We start from the raw sequence: 20,776 nt of genomic DNA on the forward strand, positions 1-20,776 counted from the left end.
GGTCTCGGCGGGTTCGAGTATTCAGAGCGGAACCAGCCGCTGACAGCTCCCGTCCCACCCGGCCCGAACCGTGGTGACCGTGCCGTGGCGCTGCTTGGCAATGATCAGTTCCAAGATCCCGGCGTCTGGCGTGTAGGGGTGGTAGTACTCATCCCGGTAGGCCATGACCACGGTGTCGGCAAAGGCCTCAATTTCACCGCTCTGGCGCAGGTCACTGAGCACGGGTCGGTGGTCGGCACGGTACTCGGCGGCGCGCGACAGCTGAGCAAGCAGCCAGATCGCCACGCCATGCCGGCGCGCCGCCGCCTTGAGCTGGGCCGTGATTCGCCCCAGCACCACCGTCTCGTTGCTGCGGCCGTCATCAGCAACGATGCAGTGCAGGTGATCCACCACCACCAGCCGCACGCCGGTCGAGGCGGCGTGGGCGATCGCCTGCTCAAGCTGTTCTGGGGTCTGAAGTTGATCCACTATGTGCAGGGGCAGCGCGTCCAGCCGCGTCGCCGCCGCGTCGAGGCGTTGCAGGCCACGTTCGCCGAGGTCGTGTGGCGCTCCATGGGCAGCGCGCATCACGCCGGTGACGTCACACCGGGCCTCACACGCGAGCGCGCGCATGGCGAGCTCGCTCGCGGCCATTTCCAGGCTGATCACCAGGCCCGGGATTCCGGCTTTGGCCGCCTGCAGCGCGATCCACAGCCCCGTCAGGCTCTTGCCCATCGCAGGGCGACCGGCCAGCACGACCAGGTGGCAGGGCAGCACCGTGAGCGCCGCGTCCAGCGCCGGCAGCCCGGTGGGGATCAGGGTGGCAGTGGGCTCGGGGTGATGGATCTGGGTGATCACCGTGCGCGCGAGCGCGCCGAGGGCCAGACCGGTGGTGGGGCGCCCGATGGGCTGGCCCGCCAGGGCGGTGAGCTCATGGAGCGCGGCGCCGAAGTCGTGGGGCGCCTGCGCGTGGCGGCGGGTCAGCGTCTGCAGGGCCTGGCTGACGCGGCGCTGGTGGACGGCCTGGCCCAGGGCGGCCCGGTGGGCGTCCAGGGTGTCGACGGTCGAGGCCTGGGTCGCGAGGGCCGTGAGGTACGCGGGGCCCCCGAGGGCAGCCAGCGGATCTGTTCCCAGGGCGGCCGCGACGGTCACCACGTCCACCACCCCGCCGCCGAGCTCCTCGATGGTGCGCCACACGCGCTGCTGGGCCCCCCCGAACTCTTCAGCCTGCACGCCGAGCGCGCGCAGGCGGCCCAGGGCGGCGGGACTCGTCAACGCGGCGCCGAGCAGGGCCGCTCCCGCGAGCTCGGCGGCGTCGTGGGGCGGCGGGGTGGGGGAGGGCGGCGTGGCCGTCGCGCGCTCGGCTCGGGGGGGTGGGCGGCGCACCGTCACGCGATCACCTCGAAGTCCATCAGATCCTTCAGCAAGATTTCGCGGCCGTCTTCGAGCAGCAGGGTGGGCCATCGGCCGCTCAAGACGTCCTGTACCCGCGCCGTGGTCTCGCCGGCGATGCGCAGCTGATGGTCCAGCACCCGGGCGCGCAGGGCGGCGAGGTCGAGCTCCCCGCGGGATTCGGTGGGGGCAGCGTCGACCTGGGGTGGCGGTTCCACCCGGGCCAGCACGCGGCTGAGATAGCTCACCGGGTGGCGCACACCCGCCCCCAGGGCCGCCCGGACAGCGCGCCGCACCCGTGCCGCGCCGTGGGTCGCCAGCGCAGCCTCGACGGCCATGATCACCGCCTGGCCCTGATCGGACGCCGCATCCACCTGACTGCGGGCAAGCACGGTCTGCAGGTCGCGCCGGATCGGGGCCGCCCCATCGCCTGCCGGGGGGTGAGCTGCACCCTGTGCGCTGTCCCCGGCCTGCGGGCTGCACCCCGGTTCCCAGGCCACAGGCGCTGCAGGCCCGCACCCGGCCTCGGGTTCCATACCGCCCGCGCCCGGCGCGGGCCGGGCCTCAGCCTCTGGCTGGATAGAAGGCGATTCACCGCGACCGGCCCGGCCGCGGGCGGGTTTCCCGGTGGCGGTGGACGCCGGACGGCCGCCCCCACTGCCAGCGCGCGGCCACGCGGGCGCCGAGGGTGAGGTGGCGCGGAACACGTACCGCCCCCCGGTAAACCGCCCGCGGATGCGCGGGTTCTGGACATACGTGGCGTAGCCCAGCCGCTCAAGCTCCTTCAGGCCGGTCTCGACGGCCTCGACGCCCGTGGCGAAGTTGTCGGCGATCTCGGTCACGTAAAACCGCCATTCAATTCCAGGAATCGTCTGGCGCGCGAGCGCGTAGGTGAGCAGTCCAAGGGCCTTGGCGCTCATGCGCGGATCCATGACCGTCTGCAGCGGCACCGCCACGTAGCCGCGCCCGGGCTCCACGGCCTGCAGGTGGGGCGTCAGGGCGTTCGCCGGTTCAGTCATCGGCGCCGCCCCGCGCCGCGTCGGCCGCGCGCTGCGCCTGGGCATGGAACGCGGCGAGCACCTGGGCGCGGGAAAACCGCCACCCGTTGCCGACGTACCAGCCGGGAATCATGCCCTGTTTGACCAGCTCAATGAGCACCGGCTGGCCGATCCGCAGCAGCTTCGCCGCTTCCGCGGTGTTCAGGATGGTGTCCGCCTGCCCCGAGCCCTGCTGCAGGGCGGTCACGCGGTCAAGGAGCGCGGGGAGGGTGGTGTTGATAGCCTGGGTCAGTTCGTCGAGTTGCACCCGCGGGACGCTGGCAGGTGGGGGGGGTGGGGACGTATTCGTCTCCCATATATCTCATCCCAAGGTCAATCAAGATCATCCGCATGGATCAAGACCCCCCAGCCACGGCCTGGCTTGGTGCGGTGGCTTTTGCGGCCACGGCGCCCCCGGATCAGCCGGATGAGGACGTGATCTGGATCCCAGATCACGTCACGGTCGAGCTTGCGGTGCCGTCGCCGCGGCCCGGTCTGGATGCTGTTAAGGCGGGGATGTGGCTGCGTCTTCGCCGCAAGGCCCTCGGCCTCAGCGCCCAGGACGTGGTCGACGCGACCGGCATGCCACGCGTGCAGTACCTCAGCCATCTGGAGCGCGGCGTGGTGCACCCCGCCCACTCGCAGTACTGGCCGGCGCTGCAACGGGCCCTCGAGCTCACCGCGTCCGACGCGGCGATGATCGAAGGGCGGAAGGCGGGTGTCACGACCGGGCCGGACGTGCGCTACCCCCTGCCGATCCGTGCTGCTGCCGAGGGAACGGGCGCCCGTGCCTACCTGGTGGAACGCGACGTGCTTGTGGTTGACCACGAGCAGCGCGAGCTCGAGGTGGGCCGCGAGTACCTGGCCCTCGCCGGTGACCGGGTTGTGCGCGGGCGCGCCGTGGACGTCGGTGGCCGGCAGCTGCTGGTCAACGACCGCACGGTGGCCGACATCCAGGTGCTGGGCCGCGTTGTGCACGTGGGGCACACCATTTAACGATTGAGCACCTTCCCGTCAGCCCGAGGCCTACACCCCAGACCTGCAGGAGACGGAGCATGAGCAAGAAGACGAGCACCACGAAACAACCCGGCAAGAAGATTCCCACTCGCACGCCTGCCAGCACGATGCTTCCGCAGCCTGACGTTAGCCCCACTGATCAGACGGGTGCTGAGGGCCCCGAAAGTACGGAACAGCTGTTTAAGTTCGATCCGGACTTTAAGCTACCGATCTCGGTGTCGATGCGCAAAGACGGCCGCTGGACCTACACCGTCGACTTCGGTGTGCATGCCACAGGTGAGCGTCATCGTACGTGCAGCACGCGGAATACGGAGGAGAAAGCCTGGCGCGAAGCGATTAGGGTCTACCTCGCGGGCCCGTCGGCGCTGCGTGCCGCCGCGCCCGTACTTACGGTGTCCATGCTGATCGGACGGATCATGGAGCGCCGCGGGTCTACCGGCGAATACAGCACGCAGAGCAACCTCGCCTGGCTGCATCAGATCATCGACCAGCAGGTGGGTCAGCGGCTTGTGTCTCAGCTGACGAGCGACGACGTGCACAACGTGCTGACCACCCTCGGTGAGACGGATGGTGATGGCACACCGCGGTATTCGGAGAGCACGCAGTGTAAGGTCTACCAGCGCCTGTGCCGCGTCCTTGACGTTGCGGTGCACGAAGGGGCTGTCCACCAAAATGTCGCGCGCCTGCTCGATAAGGATCTCCGGCCGACCCTGTCGAGCAAACCGTGGACGGACGCCTGGACCACCGAGGACGTCCAGAACGTTCTCCGGACGGCCGCGGAACTCGATCCGAAGCTGTTTCCGCTGATCGTGCTGGCATTTGCCAGCGGCGTCCGCATCGGCGAACTCGTTGGTGCACGGCTGTCGGACTACGATCCGGTCAACAACACCTTCAGGGCCTTCGGCACCGCCAAGGAAGGTGGGGGGCGAGGCAAGGGCAAAAATGTCCGGTCGCACCGTGAAATCCTGCTTCCCGACGAGGTTCAGGACGTGTTGAAGGATCATCTGGAGCGGCTGGGCCGTCTGCGGGCGGATCTCGGGCCCGCCTGGGGCATCAAGCGCGTGTGTACCGAGGAGACGCGTGAAAAGAAGCGCCAGGCCGCGTTGAAGCAGTGGGGCCGTGGCTTTGACCAGACCTTGAAGCCGGCCAAGCCCGTACCGACTGAAACGCATGAATGGCTGTTCCCCACCCCGAGGGGCACGCGCGACCACAAGAACAACATTGGGCGGCGGTGGCGCCGAATCCTGCAGACGGCGGGCATGGAGCACCGCGTCTTCCACACCGTACGCGCGACGTGCATCACCGCTGCTCTGGAGGCCAAGGTTCCCCTCAACGAGATTCAGGCGATGGTGGGTCACGCCTCGCCGGTCATGACGCTGCTGTATTCACACCGGCCCAAACAGAGCACGGCCGCCAAGCGGATGGCGGCGCAGCTCGGCCTCGCCGGCATCCTGAAGAAGCGCAAGCCCTGAGCCATCCGGTCTGAGGACGGCGCCGACTGACCAGTCGGCGCCGTGTCTTTGATCTGTTGGTGGGCGCGCCAGCGTCAGCGCGGAGTGACCCCAATTCAACCCACTCGCGGCGCGCCAGCACACTATCCTGCGTACCACTGCACCCCATGAATTCGCCGAGAAGTGGCGTATCGAGGCCGGCCGCCTGAGCGAGCGCGCCGGCTACCAGGACCACTGGCGCGACCTGTGTGCCCTGCTCGGCGAGCCCACGCCCACCCAGGCCGGCCTCGGCGACGACTACGCGTTCGAGCGCCACGTGAAGAAGGTCGGTACTGGCGAGACCGGCTTCGCCGATGTGTTTAAGCGGGGGCACTTCATCGTCGAGTACAAGGCCCAGGGCAAGAGCCTCGGCAAGGCGTGGCAGCAGGCCCTGCTCTACGCGTCCGAGCTCGGCAACCCGCCCCTGCTCGTCGTGTGCGACCTCAACCGCATCGAGATCCACACCAACTTCACTGGGTCGTCCCCGCGTACCATCGCCCTGACCCTGGACGACATCGAGCGCGACGCCCCCGTCGGCGGCGACCTGACGGCCCTGAGCGCCCTGCGTGCCCTGTTCCGCGACCCAGGGCTGCTCGATCCCCGCCAGCTGCGCGAGCGCGTCACGCAGGACGCCACCGCCCAGGTGGGCCAGGTCGCGCAGGCATTGACCGCGCGCGGCGTCGACCAGACCCGCGCGGCGCACTTCCTGATGCGCGAGGTCTTCGCCGTGTTCGCCGAGGACGTTGGCCTGCTGCCACGTGGCCTGATGACGCGAGTCCTCAAACGCGCTCAGCTGCCCCCAGATCGCAGCGAAAGTAACTTCCAGGAGCTGTTCGCGGCCATGCAGGGCGGCGGGGACTTCTGGGGCGAGGATGTCCGGCACTTCAACGGAGGGCTGTTCGACGATGGCGCGGCGCTGCCGATCACCGAGGGGGACGCGCGGGCGCTGTTACAGGCGGTGACGCTCGACTGGGCGCAGGTAGAGCCCGAGATCTTCGAGACGCTCTTCGAGAACTCGCTGGACGACGTGACGCGCAGCAAGCGCGGAAGGTGACCCTGACCGGGGTTTACAACGACGTCGAGCGGCTGCGCGTGACGCCGAACGCGACGCATCCTGTCGCGTCGCTGGTGACCGCCCACGCTCGCCTCGACCAGGCTGTGGCCGCGGCCTACGGCTGGGAGTGGCCGCTGGCCGACGACGAGGTTCTGGCGCGGCTGCTGGCGCTGAACTTGGCGCGCGCCGCTGGCTGATCTACCCTCCCAGATCGCCGAAGCCCACCTCGCCGAGCGCGCTCCCCTCAGCATCGAGCCAGCGTGTGCGGTGCGCCTCGGTGAGGTGTGGGAACTCGGCACTGTCGTACTGCGCTGCGATGGCCGCGGCCGGCACTGAGCGTGTTCTGGCGGCGTTGCGCCGCTGGGCGACATGTTCGGGCGTCGTCCACACCAGCAGCGTGGTCAACGCGCCGTAATCGTGGCCGAGACCCAGCACCGCCCGGCGGAAGTCCTTGCGCAGCGACGTCGCGTCCCACACCACCTTCCGATGCCGGCGCAGGGCCTCCTTCAGGCGCTCCCGGGCGAGCTGCATTACCTGCCCGTTGAGCTTCTGGCTGCCCGCGTCCCCGCCGAGTTCCAGTCGCAGCGCGTCGAGCGAGATGATCTCGTGCTCCGGCAGGTGTTCCCGCACGAAGGTGCTCTTCCCACTGCCGCTCGGCGCCACCGTCACCACCAGCTCGGGGAAGCCGGCCCGGGCCGGGTGGCTGCGGGCGACAGCCTCATCCGGCGTGGTGATCAGGCCCTCCTCGAACGCCTGGATGCCACGGCCCAGCGTGAGGTCACGGAGATTATCCGTGCCCGGGACGTGCCCGGCAATGTGCTCGGCCCAGCCGGCATAGGGCGCGTCTCCGTAGACCCCATGCTCCTGCGCACCGAGGGCAAACAGTTCCACCCACTCGAGCTTCTCCTGCTGATCCGCCGTGATCCGGCCCCGCAGGTCCGCTCGCTCGAGCAGCGTGAGCAGTTCAAGGTCGACCTGCCGCGCGAGGCGCCAGTACGCGGCGGCGCTGCCGTTCTCCACCGTGCGGGTGAGCTGGTGATGGTGGCCCACCAGGCCCAGGACGCCCCAAGTCGTCGGCCAGTCGAGGCCGAGCGCGCTCAGCCGGTACGCGAGCTCCGACCGTCCCCGCTCGGCGTGGCGGGGCGAGACGATCCGCGTCTGGCCGTGATCATCCTGCTCTTCTCGGGTGGTGAGAACCTTGCCCACGTCATGGAGCAGCGCGCCGAGCAGCAGGATGAGGCGGCGCTCCGGGGAGAGGCCGTGTTTCGCGGCCAGTGTGTCGGCTTCCCGGAGCACCAGCGCGGTGTGGACGGCCACGTCGCCCTCGCCGTGCCACTCGGGCTCTTGGGGCGTGCCGGCCAGCCGGGGCAGCAGGGGCAGCGCGGCGCCGAGCGCGACGATGAGCTGTGCCGCGTCCGGGGTGGCGCCGGCCTTCAGCGCCGCGAGTGCCGGATGCAGGGGGGTGGTCGTGATCATGGCCGCGTCCTCAGCCGGTTGGGAACGACCTCCCCGTGCATCCAGTGCTGATCGGTCTGCACGTGCCCGCGCCGCACGTACTTGGCGAGCGATGTGCCAAAGTCCTCGTAGGCGAAGCTGTCGGTGACCCGCACGACGTAGCCCTCGGTGGTGTCGAAGTTGATCTCGAGGGCGCGGGTCAAGGCCTCGTCCCAGGGGCCGCGGTACAGCTCGCGCGGCGTGGGCAGGGCGAGCTCCTCGGCCCACATTCGGGTCTCGTCCCAGGACAGGGCACGGTTGTGCTCGTCCCACACGGAAAAGAGGTAAAAGTAGCCCTCGAGGTCGTCGTAGGCAATGGAATGTCGGGCATAGAGGTACTCGCCGCACAGCCGCCAGCCCTCGGGGATGCGGTAGCCGAGCTCGGCCTGCAGGGCCTTCATCAAGTCGCGTGAGGGATGGGGTCGGGGGTCGAGCGAGCGGGCGTGGACATGTTTCGGGTAGACCGAGGTGGACTCGCCGTCGAGCTTCTCGGTGATGACGACCTCGCGGCCGTGGAACTGATCCGCGCTGCCCAGCACCTGGTCGTCGGAGGTGAGGCCCGGCGACCACGGCAGGTGGGAGGTGCGGGGGTACTTGTAGTGGCGTTCCATGGTGGGCCTCGAAGCGATGGTATGGCTCGCAGGGGGCGGCGCACATGCGCCAGATAGCGCATGAACCTCGACGCCAACGGACTCCAGATCAAGAGTTTCCAGGCGGGCAAGAAGCGTGATGACCTCGAAGGCCCACGCGGTAGGGGATTGACTTTCCCCGGTCTCGTGGGCCTTCATGCGAAGTGACCATGCCACGCACCTCCACCCTAGCGCTCAGCATCGTGACCGCGCTGCTGAACCGGGCCACCAGCGTCAGGTGGCCTCGCCGCGTTCACGAGCGTCAAGATGAGCACCCTGTGCCAGAGACGGGCACAGGAGACTTTCACCACCTCCGCCGATCTCCGGCGTCAAGCCAGGCCACCAACCCACCAGCAAAATCCAGTCTCGAATTACGCTATTTACATATCTCATTCTTCCAGTTAAGCTGAAAGGTGAAGCGCCCCACCATCCTACCCACACGAGGTTCCTGCATGATCGTCGAAACCAAGCTCATCGGCCGCCGCACTCCGTTCGAACGCCGCCCCATCGACCTGCCGGACGGGCCGCACACGCTGCGTGGACTGCTGACGCATCTGGTTCACCACGAGGTCGCCGCGTACCACGAGCGGCAGGCCAGCGTGGGCGTGCTACGCATCATGACCGAGCGCGAGTTGCAGGACGCCGTGGCCGGGGGCCGCGTGGCGGTGGCCCCGCAGGAACGCGGCGTGGCTGTGAATGCCGACGACGCCACCCGAACCGCCCTGACCGCCTTCGGAGATGGGCTGTACTACGTGTTCATCGACGACCGGCAGGTCTCCGATCTCGACGCGCCCGTGGCCCTGCGCCCCGACAGCACCCTGCTGATCGTGCGCCTGACCGCGCTGGCCGGGGGCTGACCATGGACGTTCAGGAACTGTTGCGCTCGTATGAGCAGCCGTGGAAGGCCGACTTCGAGACGCGGCTGGGCACCCTGCCGCCGGGCATCGTCACGATCATTCGAGACAAGCTGAACGGACTCTCCGCAGCGGATCAGGCGTTCACTGATCTCCTCCATACCAGCGACGCCGCCGCCCGCTACGCCATCGCCGCCGTGTTCTTCCCGCACTTCCCGGATGTGGCCGCCGGCACGCTGGACGCCCTGCTGACCCGGCACCCCTATCCGCAGGGCTACGCCCGCCGCGCCTTCCGCGCCCCCGGCCATAGGCTGGCGGCAGCGCACGCGCAGGCGTGGCTGTGGCAGACGTGGCACGTGACCCGCGAGTACCCGCAGCCCATCGAGTGGTTCGCGGTGCACGCGGGCCTGCTGAACGCGTGGCAGGCGCAGGGCCTGGGCCTGCTGCTGGCGCAGGCGATCAGCGACGGCCACGAGGAGGTCTTCCAGATCCTGCGCGACACCGCCGGCACGCAGCACCCGGTCGCCCGCATGGGCCGCCACGTGCCCGCCGCCCTGCTGTCGAGCACCCGCGAGGACGCCTGGGCCCTGGCCGAGGGCCTGCTGCTCGCCGCCCAGCGCCAGGAAGGACTGCGGCAGGTGATCCTGGAAGCGGTGGACGAGGCCAGCGTGGACGCCTTCACGCGGACGCTGCGCGTGATCCTGAAGGAAGATCTGCTGCGCTTCGCCGCCACGCTGCGGGCCGCGTGCGTGTGGTTCGGCCTGAACTACGACGTGACCGACGTGAAGATCGTGCGGGCGCTGCTGACCCAGGCCCTGACGTACCTGGAGGATGAAGACGCCGCCCGCACGGCCGTGACCTCCGGCCCGGCGGTGGACGCCTACCTCGCCCTGTTCGTGCTGGGCATGCGCGCCGCCGTGCAGGCCGCCGATCTGGCCCGCCCCCTGCTGACCGACCCGGACGCGGCCCACCGCATGGGCGCCGCCCAGTACCTGATCGCGGCCGACCTCCTGACGGACGAGGATCGCCGCACGCTGCTGCGGGACGCCGACCTGCGCCTCGGCGCGCTGGCCGGAACGGCGGTAAACCGCTGGGGAACCGGCAGCCCCCTGTTCACCTTCGAGGAGTACGAAACTTACGCCCTGCGCCTGCCAGACGCCCCGCGGCACGACCCGCTGCTGTTCCCGTGGCTGGGGCACGTTCCCGCCCGCAGTGACGCGCTCGACACCCTGCCCATCCTGCGTGGCGAGCGGCCCTTCTCGGCGCTGGCCCCGCACCTGGGCGGGATGAGCAGTTATGGCAAGAGCGTGCTGCTGCGTCAGCTGGGCGAACATGCGAAGTCGCACCTGCTGGACGCGCCCACCCGAACCCTGCTGCTCACGCTGCTCCAGGATCGCAACAGCAGCGTGTCGCAGGAGGCCGTGACCGTCATGGCCCACTTCACGCCCCACCCGGACGAGGTCGCCGTGGTGCACACTCTGCTCAAGCGCAAGAGCGGCGACCTGCGCCGGGGCCTGATCCGACTGCTGGCCGCCGACCCGGAGATCGCGCAGACCAGCGCCACGGCGCTGCTGGGCACCACGAACGCCGAGCAGCGGCAGGCGGGCCTGCAACTGCTGCTGGAGACCGGCCGCCCCGCCCCCCAGGGCTTCACCCCGAAGAACGTCACCGAGCAGACGCTGCTGGCCCGCCTGACCGACCCCGGCTCACAGGTCACGCTGCGCGACGGCCTGGGCCTGTTCGACCCGGCCGGCCTCACGCGGCCCACGCCGCCGACCGTGCAGGAGCGCGACTATCCGGCCGACCTGCAGCGCGGCGCAGCGCTGCTGCGTTCCCTGGACGCCGTGATCGTCGCCCACCGGGAAACGCCCCTGATCGGCGTGGGCTGGGACGGGCAGCAGACCATCCTGCTGGGCAACCTGGACGGCTGGAACCTGCGGCCCCGCGACCACCGGCCCATGCCGCTGCTCGAGCTGTGGCAGGGCTGGTGGCAGGTCCGTCCGGACGCCCAGGACGGCGACCTGACCCGCATGCGCTGGACACTGTCGCATTTCGTGGCGCGGACGGACACCACGGCCGGCGAACTGGATGCGGAACTGCTGGAGATCCTGGGACTCGATCAGGACGATCTCGAAGTGCTGGAAGGTGCCGACGATCAGGCCGAGCACCAGTCGGCCGTGACGTCTGCGCAGATCCTCCAGACCCTGCGCCGGCAGACGCTGCACCGCACGCTGGGGCCGCTGGTCGCCCTGCGGCTGGAGCATGCCGATCTGGTGCAGGCCGTGGTCAGCTTCCTGCACGGCGAGCACGCCACGCCCACCGATACAGATATGGCGCTGGACGCGTGGGAAACCGCGCTGTCATACCTGCCGCATGACGTCGAGCTCCACATCGATCCGCAGTACGCGTGGCGCACCCAGGATCCCCGCGACCTGCTGTCGCCGCTGCGCCCCTCTGGCGCGTGGACGACGTGGGCGCCACAGCAGATGCAGCGCCTGTGGAATCTGAGCCTGTCCCAGGGCACGGCCTTTCCGAAGCTGCCCCGTCAGCGGCCTAACACTGCCCTGCTACTGCACGCCTATGCGCACGGCTGGGCGACCCGCGACGACCTGTACGACCAGCTGATCGGGGCACGCCCGGAACGGCAGGGACACTATTACGGCAACGATTTCGATGACCTGGGCACCTACACCCGCCGCGCCGTGAAGGCCGAGTTGCCCACCCACCCGGACTGGCTGGCCGCCGTGAAGGCCGTCCGTGACCGCGTGCTGGAGGTCGAACTGGGGCGCGGCGATCTGGAGACCCCCGCTACCCGGCCGGCGCTGGCCCTCCAGGGCGTCCACGGCGCGGCGCTGACCCTGCGCCTGCTGGCGGGTCTGGGGAAAAATCCCCTGAAACGCGGCTACCAGGGGAGCAGCGAGGGCCGCGACGTGACCTTCAGCCACCTGATCCGCGTGTCGTTCCCGCAGCCCGCCGACACGGCTGCGAGCCTGCGCGCCCAGGCCCAGGCGCTGAAGATCCCGGATTCACGCCTGCTGGATCTGGCGATGTTCGCGCCGCAGTGGGCCACGCTGGTGGCCGGTGCGCTGGGCTGGCCCGGCCTGCACGACGGTGTGTACTGGCTGCACGCCCACACCCGCGACAGCAACTGGAGTGTGCCCGCCGACGTCCGCGAGGCGTGGGAGGCCGAGATCAGCGAGCGCACGCCCCTGAGCGCCACTGACCTTACCGAGGGCGCGGTCGATGTCGCGTGGTTCCACCGCACGTATAAAGCACTGGGCAAAGAGCGCTTCGCCGCCCTGCTGGACGCCGCCAAGTACGCGAGCAGCAGCGGCGGTCACAAACGCGCCGAACTGTACGCCCGCGCCATCCTGGGTGAGCTGGACGAGACCGACCTTCGCGCCCGCATCCGCGAGAAACGCACCCAGGACGCCGTCCGCTCGCTGGGGCTGTTGCCGCTGGCCCGCGCAAAGGCGAAGGCCCTGAAGGAACTGGAAGAGCGCTACCGCGTGCTCAGCGACTTCCGGCGCGAGGCCCGGCAGTTCGGGGCGCAGCGGCAGGCCAGCGAGCGCCTCGCCGCCGACATCGGCCTTCAGAACCTGGCCCGCACGGCCGGCTATACCGACCCGCAGCGCCTCGTGTGGGCCATGGAGGCCCGCACCGCGCCCGACTGGACGCAGACCGTCACGGTGGATGGCGTGACCCTGGGCATCGCCCTGACCCCCGGCGGCGAGGCCAGCGTGACCATCCGGCGCGGCGAGAAGATCCTCAAGACCCTGCCGCCCGCCCTGAAGAAGGTGCCGGAGGTCGTCGCCCTGCGCGACAGCGTGACCGAGCTGAACGCCGCCCGCAAGCGCATGCGTGCCGCCCTGGAAGAGGCGATGATCCGGGGCGACCACCTCCAGCCGCAGGAACTGCGCGATCTGGCCTTGCACCCGGTCATCGCGCCCATGCTGCGCGGCCTGGTGTGGATCGTGAACGAGGCGCACGCCGGCTGGTGGGACGGCGACACGCTGCACACGCCAGACGGCCCCCAGCCCATCGGGGATCATGCCCTGCGGCTCGCACACCCGCACGACCTGTTCATGGGCGGGCACTGGACGGCGTTCCAGGCGCAGGTCATGGATCGTGGCCTCGCGCAGCCGTTCAAGCAGGTCTTCCGCGAGTACTACCCGCCCACCGCCGCCGAACTGGAGGCCCGCCGCAGTACCCGCTTCGACGGCCACCACGTCCAGCCCGCGAAGGCCGCCGCCCTGCTCAAGACCCGTGGCTGGGTCGCCGTTCCCGAGGAGGGGGTGCGCAAGACCTGGCACGCCGAGGGCATCAACGTCTGGATCGACACCAGCCTGGGCTACGGCACTCCCAACGAGGTCGAGGGTACCCCCCTGACCGCCGCGTACTTCGTGCCGCGCGACGGGCAGGAGGCCATGCCGCTGTCGCAGGTGCCGCCCCGCGTGTACAGCGAGACCCTGCGTGACCTCGATCTGGTCGTGTCCGTGGCCCACGTCGGCGGCGTCGATCCCGAGGCCAGCCAGAGCACCGTCGAGATGCGCGCGGCCCTGCTGCGCGAGACCCTGCGCCTGCTGACCCTCGACAACGTCCGTGTGATGAACGACCACGCCCTGATCGACGGCCACCACGCCCGTTACACCGTCCACCTGGGCAGTGGCACGGTTCACCGGCAGCCCGGCGGGTTCCTGTGCATCATCCCCGTGCACAACCAGCAACAGGGCCGCCTCTTCTTGCCCTTCGCCGACCCGGATCCGCGCACGGCCGAGGTGATCAGCAAGGTGCTGCTCCTGGCCGAAGACCGCCGGATTCAGGATCCGACGATTCTGGAACAGCTGCGGTGAGGGGTTGGCCCGCCATCCCCGATGCTCACCCTAAAGTCGGTAGCCCTACCTGTGCCCGGTACGCCGCCACAGGCCACGTCCGTCCGCCGCCCTGCCGCACCCACTCGGCCGCGCCGACTGCAGCCCGCTGGATGCACTTCCAGCGCGGATCGCCGCTGGGCGCTGGGACGCATGCGAGTACGCGGCCGTGTGTGGCCGTGAGTCGCTGCGCGCGCGCTTGCTGCAGCTGCTCTGAGGACATCCGACAGTGGGTAAGGGCCGTGCCGCGCTATCCACCGCCGTGTATAAACCATTGCTTTTTGAGTGCTTGTCGGTCAACTGTCGGTCAAAGCGCTTGTCCCTACGGTGACAACGCAAAGAAAAAACCTCGACTGAGTCGAGGTTTCTGTTGGTGGGCGGTATAGGACTTGAACCTACGACCTCTCGCGTGTGAAGCGAATGCTCTACCACTGAGCTAACCGCCCGGCCGTGCTGCCTGAATGGTGTGGTGGGCCCTGCCGGATTTGAACCGGCAACCAATCGGTTATGAGCCGACTGCTCTGACCGTTGAGCTAAGAGCCCGGACTGCCGAGGTGCCCGCCTTCAAGGCGAGGGGAAGTGTACCCACTGGGTGCCCGCCTTGTCAAACGTGTTCTCGCTGGGTGGGGGGCAGGCAGGTAGAGTGCGGGTATGCAAGTTGTACACGTGGGCTCGGAGGTCTTTCCCTACTCGAGGTCCGGCGGCCTTGGCGATGTGCTGGGGGCCCTGCCGGCCGAGCAGGCGCGCCTGGGGGCGCAGGTGACGGTCGTGTCCCCGTGGTACGCGGGACTGGCGGGCACGCCGGCGCCGGTGTGGGAGGGGCGGATGCCGGAGGTGTCCGGCGCGTTGGGGAATCCGGTCGTGCGGCTGGGGGAGATTGTCGAGGGTGGAGTGCGGTACGTGTTTATCGGCATGGGCGTGTTCGAGCGGCCGGGCCTGTACCACGACGATGACGTGTGGCGGTACTCCCTGTTCGGGCGGGCGGTGCTGCCCGCTCTGGCCGTGCTGGGCGTGGTGCCGGACGTGGTGCACGGGCATGACTGGCAGGCGGGGCTGGTGGTGGCGTACGCGCATCTGGCGGGTATCCGCACGGTGTTCTCGGTGCACAACCTGCAATACCAGGGCCGCTGGAACCTGGCGGAGGCGTCCCACTGGACGGGTCTGCCGGGCTGGACGCTGGGGCCGGACGCGCTGGAATTCCATGGGGACATCAGCCTGATGAAGGGCGGGCTGAGCTTTGCCGACCACGTGACGACCGTGAGTCCGACCTATGCCCTGGAGATCACCACCCCGCAGTACGGGGAAGGGCTGGAGGGCCTGCTGGTTCGCCTGACCCGCGAGGGGCGCGTGAGCGGGATCATCAACGGCCTCGATCAGGAGCGCTGGAATCCGCGCACCGATCCGGACATCCCGGCTTTCTCAGACAGGGCGGGCAAGGGGGCGGCCACGGAGGCCCTGAGGGCCGAGTTCGACCTGGATGGCGCGCCCATCCTCGCGACCGTGAGCCGGCTGGCGGATCAGAAGGGCATCGACCTGCTGGTGGAGGCGCTGCCGGAACTCGTGCAGGACTGGAACGTGGTCGTGCTGGGCGGCGGCGATCCGCTGCTGACGGGCGCGCTCCTCGGCTGGTCGCAGCACGCGCGGGTGGTGTTCAAGCAGGGCCTGAACGAGCCGCTCGCCCACCGCATTTACGCCGGGGCGGACGCCTTCGCGATGCCCAGCCGTTTCGAGCCGTGCGGGCTGTCGCAGATGATCTCCATGCGCTACGGCACGCTGCCCGTGGTGCGCGAGACGGGCGGTTTGGTGGACACGGTGCCCGAGGACATCGGCTTCCGCTTCGCCGGAGCGACGGCCGAGGCCCTGGCGGCGGCGTGTGGCGAGGCCCTCGCGGAGTATGGCCGCCCGGACGCGTGGGGAGCGCGGATCGAGCGGGCCATGCAGCTCGACTTCAGCTGGTCCGGCCCGGCTGGCCAGTACCTGGAGCTGTACGAGCGGCTGACGCGTGCCTGAAGCGGGGCTCCCTGCGGGCCTGACCGTGCGGGCCGTCACGCCAGACGCGCTGCTGCCCGGCCTGGCCGCCCTGTACGGCGCGGCCGAGGAGGACATGGCCTGGATGGCAATGGCCTGCACGGCGGGCTGGATCGTGCTGGATGAAACGGAGGTTCTACTCGCGGCGGTGGGAGCGCGGCCCAGCCCCCGGCATGGTGCGGAACTGCTGGGTGGGGCCTTCGCGGGTGCCGCGCAGGTTCCCGCGGCCCTGGCGGTCACCGAGTCCGCGCACGAGGCGGTGGGGCGCGTGTATGCCTTCGCGGACGGCACGCTGTTCCCGCCGGTGGAACTCCTGGCCGCCGGCTTCCGCGAGGTGGGGGCGTACCGCCGCCTGGAGGGCCGCGTGCCCTACCGCCACGCGGACGTTCCGGACGGCGTGACCGTGCGCGTGCTCGCGGACGTGCCGGACGCGGGCGTGCGCCTTCAGGCCCTGGGCACCTACGAGGACCGGATCGGGCACCATGCCGTGGCTCCGGAAGCGGCGCGGGATGGTGTGGGCGGCTTCGACTCGCACCTGAGCGCCATCGCCCTGGATGGGCAGGGGCAGGGCATCGGGATCTGCCGCGTGGCGCTGGAAGGAAACACGGGCCGGATGGACTCGCCCGGCGTCCACCCGGCGTGGCGGCACACGGGCCTGCGCGCCGCGCTGCTGAACGCCGTGAACGGCCGCCTGCGCCACCAGGGCATCACGCGCGTGAGTGTGGATTCCTGGGGCGACACGCCTGCCGAACTCGCGCACGACCTCGGGCTGGGGCTGAGCGTGGTGGACGAAACGCCGATCCTCGCCCTGGGGTAGGCGGGAGCGCGGCGCGGTAGCATCCGGCCCGTGAACCTCGCCGTCGTGCTCGTGTCTCCCAAAACTCCCGGCAACATCGGTTCGGCGGCGCGCGCCATGCTGAACATGGGGGCCGCCGACCTGCGCCTGGTCGCGCCGCGCTGCGATTACCTCGACCCGCAGAGCGTGGCGATGGCCGTGCACGCCGCCGATCTGCTGCGCTCGGCCCGCGTGTACCCCACGCTGCGCGAGGCGCTGGCCGACCGCGACCTGAGCGTGGGCACCAGCGCCCGCGTGCGCGCGGACCTGCCGCCGGGTCGCCATCCGGCCACGCTGCGCCCCCTGGTACGCGCCGCCGCCGCGCCCGCCCTGGTGTTCGGGCCGGAGGAGACCGGGCTGATCAACTCCGACCTGGAGCAGTGTCAGGTCACCGTGCGGATTCCCACCGGCGATTACGCCAGCCTGAACCTCGCGCAGGCCGTGCTGCTGGTGTGCTACGAGTTCCTTCAGGGCGGCGAGGATATCAGTGCCAGCGAGCGCAAGACCGCCACCCGTGAGGAGATGGAGGCCGTGTACGGCCACCTGCGCGAGACCATGGAACTCATCGGCTACACCGACGCGGTGCGTGCCCGGCATACGCTGCGGCTGTGGCGGGCGCTGCTGGACCGCGCCCTGATGAGTTCGGCCGAGTCCCGGCTCTACCGGGGGTTCCTGCGGCAGGTGCACTGGAAGGTGCAGGACGCCGCCCGGCGTGGTCGGGACGCGCTGCAGGCCGGGCAGGCGGAACCGCCCTCGGACGGCTGAAGACCGGGCGCCCGGCCAGGAAGCGTCCGGGATACCGGTGAGCTTGACCGGCGTGGCCTAGACTGACCTCGACTATGCAGGTGCCCGTCTCCCTTCCCTCGTCGCCACGCCCACCCGCCGCGCCCCCGCGCGTCCGGCTGTCGGATCGGGTGCGGCTGGTGCGCAATGTGCTGCCGCCGCTGATCATCCTGGTGGTGGGCCTGGTCGAGTTCCTGATCTCGCGGCTGAACAGCGTCCAGGGCGAGCAGTGGGCGCACCTGCTGTTCTACGGGCTGGTCGGCCCGGCCGTCACGTACTACAGCGTCGAGTGGATCGCGGAGGGCACCCGCGCCCGCGAGCGCGCCGAGCGAGAACTGCGCGACCTGTACGGCCAGCTGAGCATCTCGCACGCGCGGCTCCAGGCCGTGCAGGAACTCATGCGCGACCTGGGCGGCGCCCCGGACATGGGCGCGGTGCTGGAGGTGGCGGCGAGGGGCGCGGTGCGGGTCACGGGGGCCACGCACGCCACCCTCAGCGTGCCGGGCGGCCTGAGCGGCAGCGCGCGCGGCGACACGCTGCTCTCGGCGCCCAGCGCCGCCCTGCACCCGCTGGCCGTCCGTCTGCCCGGCGGTGGGGAGCTCCTGCTGCACTTCGAGACGCCGCCCAGCCCCGACACGCACGCGCTGGCGCAGGCGCTCGCCTCCGAGGTCACGACCGGGATCGAGGCCGCGCGGCAACGCACCCTGGACCTCATGACGCTGTACTCGGTGGATCAGAGCATCCGCGCGGAGCGCAACATGCGCCGCCTGCTGTCACGCGTCACGCGCACCATGGCCGAGCGGGTTGGAGCCGATGCCCGCGCCGCGTACCTCAGCGACCAGGACGGCGTGCTGCGCCTGGAATACGCGCAGGACCGGCGGGGCGAGGCGCAGGGCGGCATGCCCGCGCCCCCCTTCGCCGCCGAGGTGGCCGCGTCCACCCTGCCGCTGATCACGGACGGCCTGCCGGCCAGCGAGGTCTTCCCGGACGTCCGGAGCGTGCTGGGCCTCTCCATGCGCGACGAGGAGGGCCTCGTGGGCGTGCTCGTCTTCGGCCACCACGACGCCGGCGCCTTCGACGACGCCCGCCTGCCGCTGCTCGCCCTGATGGCCGGGCAGGCCACCCTGGCGGTCCGCAACGCCCGCGCGTACCTGTACTCCGAGGAACTCGCCATCGGGGACGAACGCGCCCGGATCGCCCGCGAGATTCACGACGGCGTGGCCCAGTCCCTGGCCTTCGCAGCCCTGAAGCTGGACGTGGTCGCCCGCCAGCTCCACAGCGACCCGGTGCGGGCCGAGAGCGAGGTCAAGGACGCCAGCGCCCTGCTGCGCGAGCAGATCCGCGAGGTCCGGCGGTCGATCTTCGCGCTGCGGCCCATCGACCTGGAACGCTACGGCCTGCTGGAGACCGCGCGGCGCTACGTGCTGGATTTCGGCGAGCAGAACGGCGTGCGCGCCAACCTGGACGTCAGCGGCGAGATTCACCTGTCGCCCGGCGACGAGGCCGTGATCTTTCGCATTCTGCAGGAGAGCCTGAACAACGTCGCCAAACACGCCCGCGCCCGCGAAGTGAGCGTGACCCTGCACGGCGGGATGATCGTGACCCTGCGCGTGCAGGACGACGGCGTGGGCTTCGACCCCGAGCACGTGAGCGGCCGGGTCTCCTCGGCGGGCGGCCTGGGCCTGATGCAGATGCGTGAACGCATCCAGGCGCGCGGCGGCCAGTACCGCATCCTGTCCGCGCCCGGCCACGGCACCGTCATCGAGGCCGAGATGCCGCAGGCCTGAACGGTCCTGGTTCAGTTCAGGACACGGGTTCCCGGCACGTCCAGCACAAAGGCCGGAATCGGCACCTGGGCACGGACGCCCCAGGCATCCTGCATCACGTAGTGGCCGCCCATGCGGCCCGGCGTGGCCTCCACCGTCACGAAGGAATCGTAGGTGAACGACCCGCCCGGCGGCAGCACCGGCTGTTCTCCCACCACACCCTCGCCGTCCACGACGGTCGCGCGGCCCGTGGCGTCCACGATGTCCCAGTGCCGGGCAATCAGCTGCCACGTCTGGTCGCTGCGGTTGTGCACGGTGATGACATACGTGAACAGCTGCCGCTCTGGGCTGCTGTGCGCGGGCAGGTGCTGGACGGCCACGACCACGTCGATGTCCGGATTCAGGTGCTGGTTGTCCGGCAGGGTGGGACGGCTCATACGGTCAGCATAGCCGGGGCTGGCATAGACTCGCGCGCGTGATCGCCGACTCCTCCGTCATCAATGAAACCTTCCTGACCGCCCTGCTGGAACAGGCCGCCCCGAGCGGATTCGAGCGCCGCGCCGCCGACGTCTGGCTCGCGGAGGCCGCCACCTTCGCCCGCACCAGCGAGGATCACTACGGCAATGTGTACGCCGAACTCGGCCCCGAGGACGCCCCGGCCGTCATCCTCACCGGGCATCTCGACGAGATCGGCCTGATGGTCAGCCACGTGAATGACCAGGGATTCGTGCACGTCATGAACCTGGGTGGGTGGGATCCGCAGGTGCTTGTCGGGCAGCGCATCCGCCTGCTAGCGCCCGGCGGTGACGTGATCGGCGTAATCGGCAAGAAGGCCGTGCATGTCATGGACGACGACGACAAGCGCAAGGCCAGCAAACTGGAAGACCTGTGGATCGACCTGGGCCTGGACGCCGCCGACGTGAAGGAGCGCGTTCCCGTGGGCACGGTCGGCGTGATCGAACAGCCCACCCTGCGGGTCGGCACGAAGATCGTCAGCCGCGCCCTGGACAACCGCGTGGGCGCGTTCATCGTCCTGGAGGCGTTGCGCGCGTTGAAGGGCCCTGACCTGAAGCACCGCGTGGTCGCCGTGGGCACCAGCCAGGAGGAGATCGGATCCTTCGGTTCGAAACTCGCCACGCACCGCGTCGATCCCATCGCCGGCGTCGCTGTGGACGTCACGCACGAGACCAGCCAGCCCGGCGTGAAGCCCGAGAAGTACGGCGTGGCGCCCTTCGGCAGCGGCGCGAACCTCAGCGTGGGGGCCATGACCAGCCCCACGATCTTCCGGCAGATGCAGGCCGCCGCGAAGAAGGACGCCATTCCCTACACCCTCAGCGCCAACCCCCGCTACACCTACACCGATGCCGACACCATGGTGCTGAGCCGCTCCGGGGTGCCCAGCGCGGTGGTCAGCGTCCCCAACCGGTACATGCACTCCCCGAACGAGATGGTCGACGCGCGCGACGTCCGGGCCTGCATCGACCTCATCGCCGCGTGGATCCGGGAACTGGAGGCCGAACCGGACTTCACCCGCCGGAGCTGAGGCG

17 protein-coding genes and 2 tRNA genes are annotated in these 20,776 nt (G+C 70.0%); 11 read left to right on the top strand and 8 right to left on the bottom strand.

Going from position 1 to position 20,776, the window contains the following annotated elements:
* Window positions 1–21: 21 nt before the first annotated feature.
* From E7T09_RS01035 to E7T09_RS01045, 3 genes are read right to left on the bottom strand one after another with little or no spacing between them, the layout of a single operon-like run.
* On the bottom strand, window positions 22–1,371 hold the full coding sequence (locus E7T09_RS01035) for a DnaB-like helicase C-terminal domain-containing protein (protein WP_168734643.1): 1,350 nt from the start codon (window positions 1,369–1,371) through the stop codon (window positions 22–24).
* Window positions 1,368–2,390, bottom strand: coding sequence for a hypothetical protein (locus E7T09_RS01040; protein ID WP_136387293.1), 1,023 nt, complete (start codon window positions 2,388–2,390; stop codon window positions 1,368–1,370). The genes E7T09_RS01035 and E7T09_RS01040 overlap by 4 nt, the downstream gene beginning before the upstream one ends.
* Window positions 2,383–2,676 (bottom strand): helix-turn-helix domain-containing protein, encoded by a 294-nt coding sequence (locus E7T09_RS01045; RefSeq protein ID WP_168734644.1) that lies wholly within the window; start codon window positions 2,674–2,676, stop codon window positions 2,383–2,385. The genes E7T09_RS01040 and E7T09_RS01045 overlap by 8 nt, the downstream gene beginning before the upstream one ends.
* 83 nt (window positions 2,677–2,759) lie before the next feature.
* On the opposite strand from E7T09_RS01045, the gene E7T09_RS01050 reads away from it, so the two are divergent.
* The 4 genes from E7T09_RS01050 (at window position 2,760) to E7T09_RS01065 (ending at window position 6,166) form a co-directional block, all read left to right on the top strand.
* Entirely contained in the window at window positions 2,760–3,404 is a 645-nt protein-coding gene (locus E7T09_RS01050; RefSeq protein WP_168734645.1) for a helix-turn-helix domain-containing protein, read from the top strand.
* Between the two features lie 59 nt (window positions 3,405–3,463).
* Entirely contained in the window at window positions 3,464–4,897 is a 1,434-nt protein-coding gene (locus E7T09_RS01055; protein WP_136387296.1) for a tyrosine-type recombinase/integrase, read from the top strand.
* A gap of 127 nt (window positions 4,898–5,024) precedes the next feature.
* Window positions 5,025–5,969, top strand: a complete 945-nt coding sequence (locus E7T09_RS01060; RefSeq protein WP_370293755.1) for a type IIL restriction-modification enzyme MmeI — start codon at window positions 5,025–5,027, stop codon at window positions 5,967–5,969.
* Entirely contained in the window at window positions 5,966–6,166 is a 201-nt protein-coding gene (locus tag E7T09_RS01065) for a hypothetical protein (RefSeq protein WP_136387297.1), read from the top strand. The genes E7T09_RS01060 and E7T09_RS01065 overlap by 4 nt, the downstream gene beginning before the upstream one ends.
* A gap of 1 nt (window position 6,167) precedes the next feature.
* Here E7T09_RS01065 and E7T09_RS01070 read toward each other — a convergent pair whose 3' ends face one another.
* Entirely contained in the window at window positions 6,168–7,445 is a 1,278-nt protein-coding gene (locus E7T09_RS01070; RefSeq protein ID WP_136387298.1) for an AAA family ATPase, read from the bottom strand.
* Entirely contained in the window at window positions 7,442–8,074 is a 633-nt protein-coding gene (locus E7T09_RS01075) for an RNA ligase family protein (RefSeq protein WP_136387299.1), read from the bottom strand. Before E7T09_RS01075 ends, E7T09_RS01070 begins: the two co-directional genes overlap by 4 nt.
* 470 nt (window positions 8,075–8,544) lie before the next feature.
* Between E7T09_RS01075 and E7T09_RS22165 the strand changes: the two genes are divergently transcribed.
* Window positions 8,545–8,949, top strand: a complete 405-nt coding sequence (locus tag E7T09_RS22165) for a hypothetical protein (protein ID WP_240741554.1) — start codon at window positions 8,545–8,547, stop codon at window positions 8,947–8,949.
* Between the two features lie 2 nt (window positions 8,950–8,951).
* On the top strand, window positions 8,952–13,799 hold the full coding sequence (locus tag E7T09_RS01085) for a DUF4132 domain-containing protein (protein WP_136387300.1): 4,848 nt from the start codon (window positions 8,952–8,954) through the stop codon (window positions 13,797–13,799).
* 389 nt (window positions 13,800–14,188) lie between these two features.
* Here the strand turns inward: E7T09_RS01085 and E7T09_RS01095 are convergent.
* Together E7T09_RS01095 and E7T09_RS01100 are read right to left on the bottom strand one after the other, a co-directional pair.
* Window positions 14,189–14,263, bottom strand: a tRNA-Val gene (locus E7T09_RS01095).
* A gap of 21 nt (window positions 14,264–14,284) precedes the next feature.
* Window positions 14,285–14,360: transfer RNA gene (locus tag E7T09_RS01100), tRNA-Ile, on the bottom strand.
* Between the two features lie 108 nt (window positions 14,361–14,468).
* On the opposite strand from E7T09_RS01100, the gene E7T09_RS01105 reads away from it, so the two are divergent.
* From E7T09_RS01105 to E7T09_RS01120, 4 genes are all read left to right on the top strand, one after another.
* Window positions 14,469–15,827: a glycogen synthase gene (locus E7T09_RS01105; RefSeq protein WP_136387302.1), complete on the top strand. Its 1,359-nt coding sequence runs from the start codon at window positions 14,469–14,471 to the stop codon at window positions 15,825–15,827.
* Complete coding sequence (locus E7T09_RS01110; RefSeq protein ID WP_240741555.1) at window positions 15,820–16,662, top strand: hypothetical protein; 843 nt, start codon at window positions 15,820–15,822, stop codon at window positions 16,660–16,662. The genes E7T09_RS01105 and E7T09_RS01110 overlap by 8 nt, the downstream gene beginning before the upstream one ends.
* A gap of 30 nt (window positions 16,663–16,692) precedes the next feature.
* Entirely contained in the window at window positions 16,693–17,445 is a 753-nt protein-coding gene (locus E7T09_RS01115) for an RNA methyltransferase (protein WP_136387303.1), read from the top strand.
* A gap of 74 nt (window positions 17,446–17,519) precedes the next feature.
* The gene (locus E7T09_RS01120; RefSeq protein ID WP_136387304.1) at window positions 17,520–19,250 is read left to right on the top strand and encodes a GAF domain-containing sensor histidine kinase; all 1,731 of its coding nucleotides are present in this window, start codon (window positions 17,520–17,522) and stop codon (window positions 19,248–19,250) included.
* 11 nt (window positions 19,251–19,261) lie between these two features.
* Here the strand turns inward: E7T09_RS01120 and apaG are convergent, their stop codons facing one another.
* A complete protein-coding gene (apaG, locus tag E7T09_RS01125) occupies window positions 19,262–19,666 on the bottom strand; it encodes a Co2+/Mg2+ efflux protein ApaG (protein WP_136387305.1) in 405 nt (134 codons plus the stop codon).
* 38 nt (window positions 19,667–19,704) lie between these two features.
* Here apaG and E7T09_RS01130 point away from each other — a divergent pair, with 38 nt between their 5' ends.
* The gene (locus E7T09_RS01130; protein ID WP_136387306.1) at window positions 19,705–20,772 is read left to right on the top strand and encodes a M20/M25/M40 family metallo-hydrolase; all 1,068 of its coding nucleotides are present in this window, start codon (window positions 19,705–19,707) and stop codon (window positions 20,770–20,772) included.
* Window positions 20,773–20,776: the final 4 nt, after the last annotated feature.

Source organism: Deinococcus sp. KSM4-11 (assembly GCF_004801415.1).
Lineage (GTDB): Bacteria > Deinococcota > Deinococci > Deinococcales > Deinococcaceae > Deinococcus.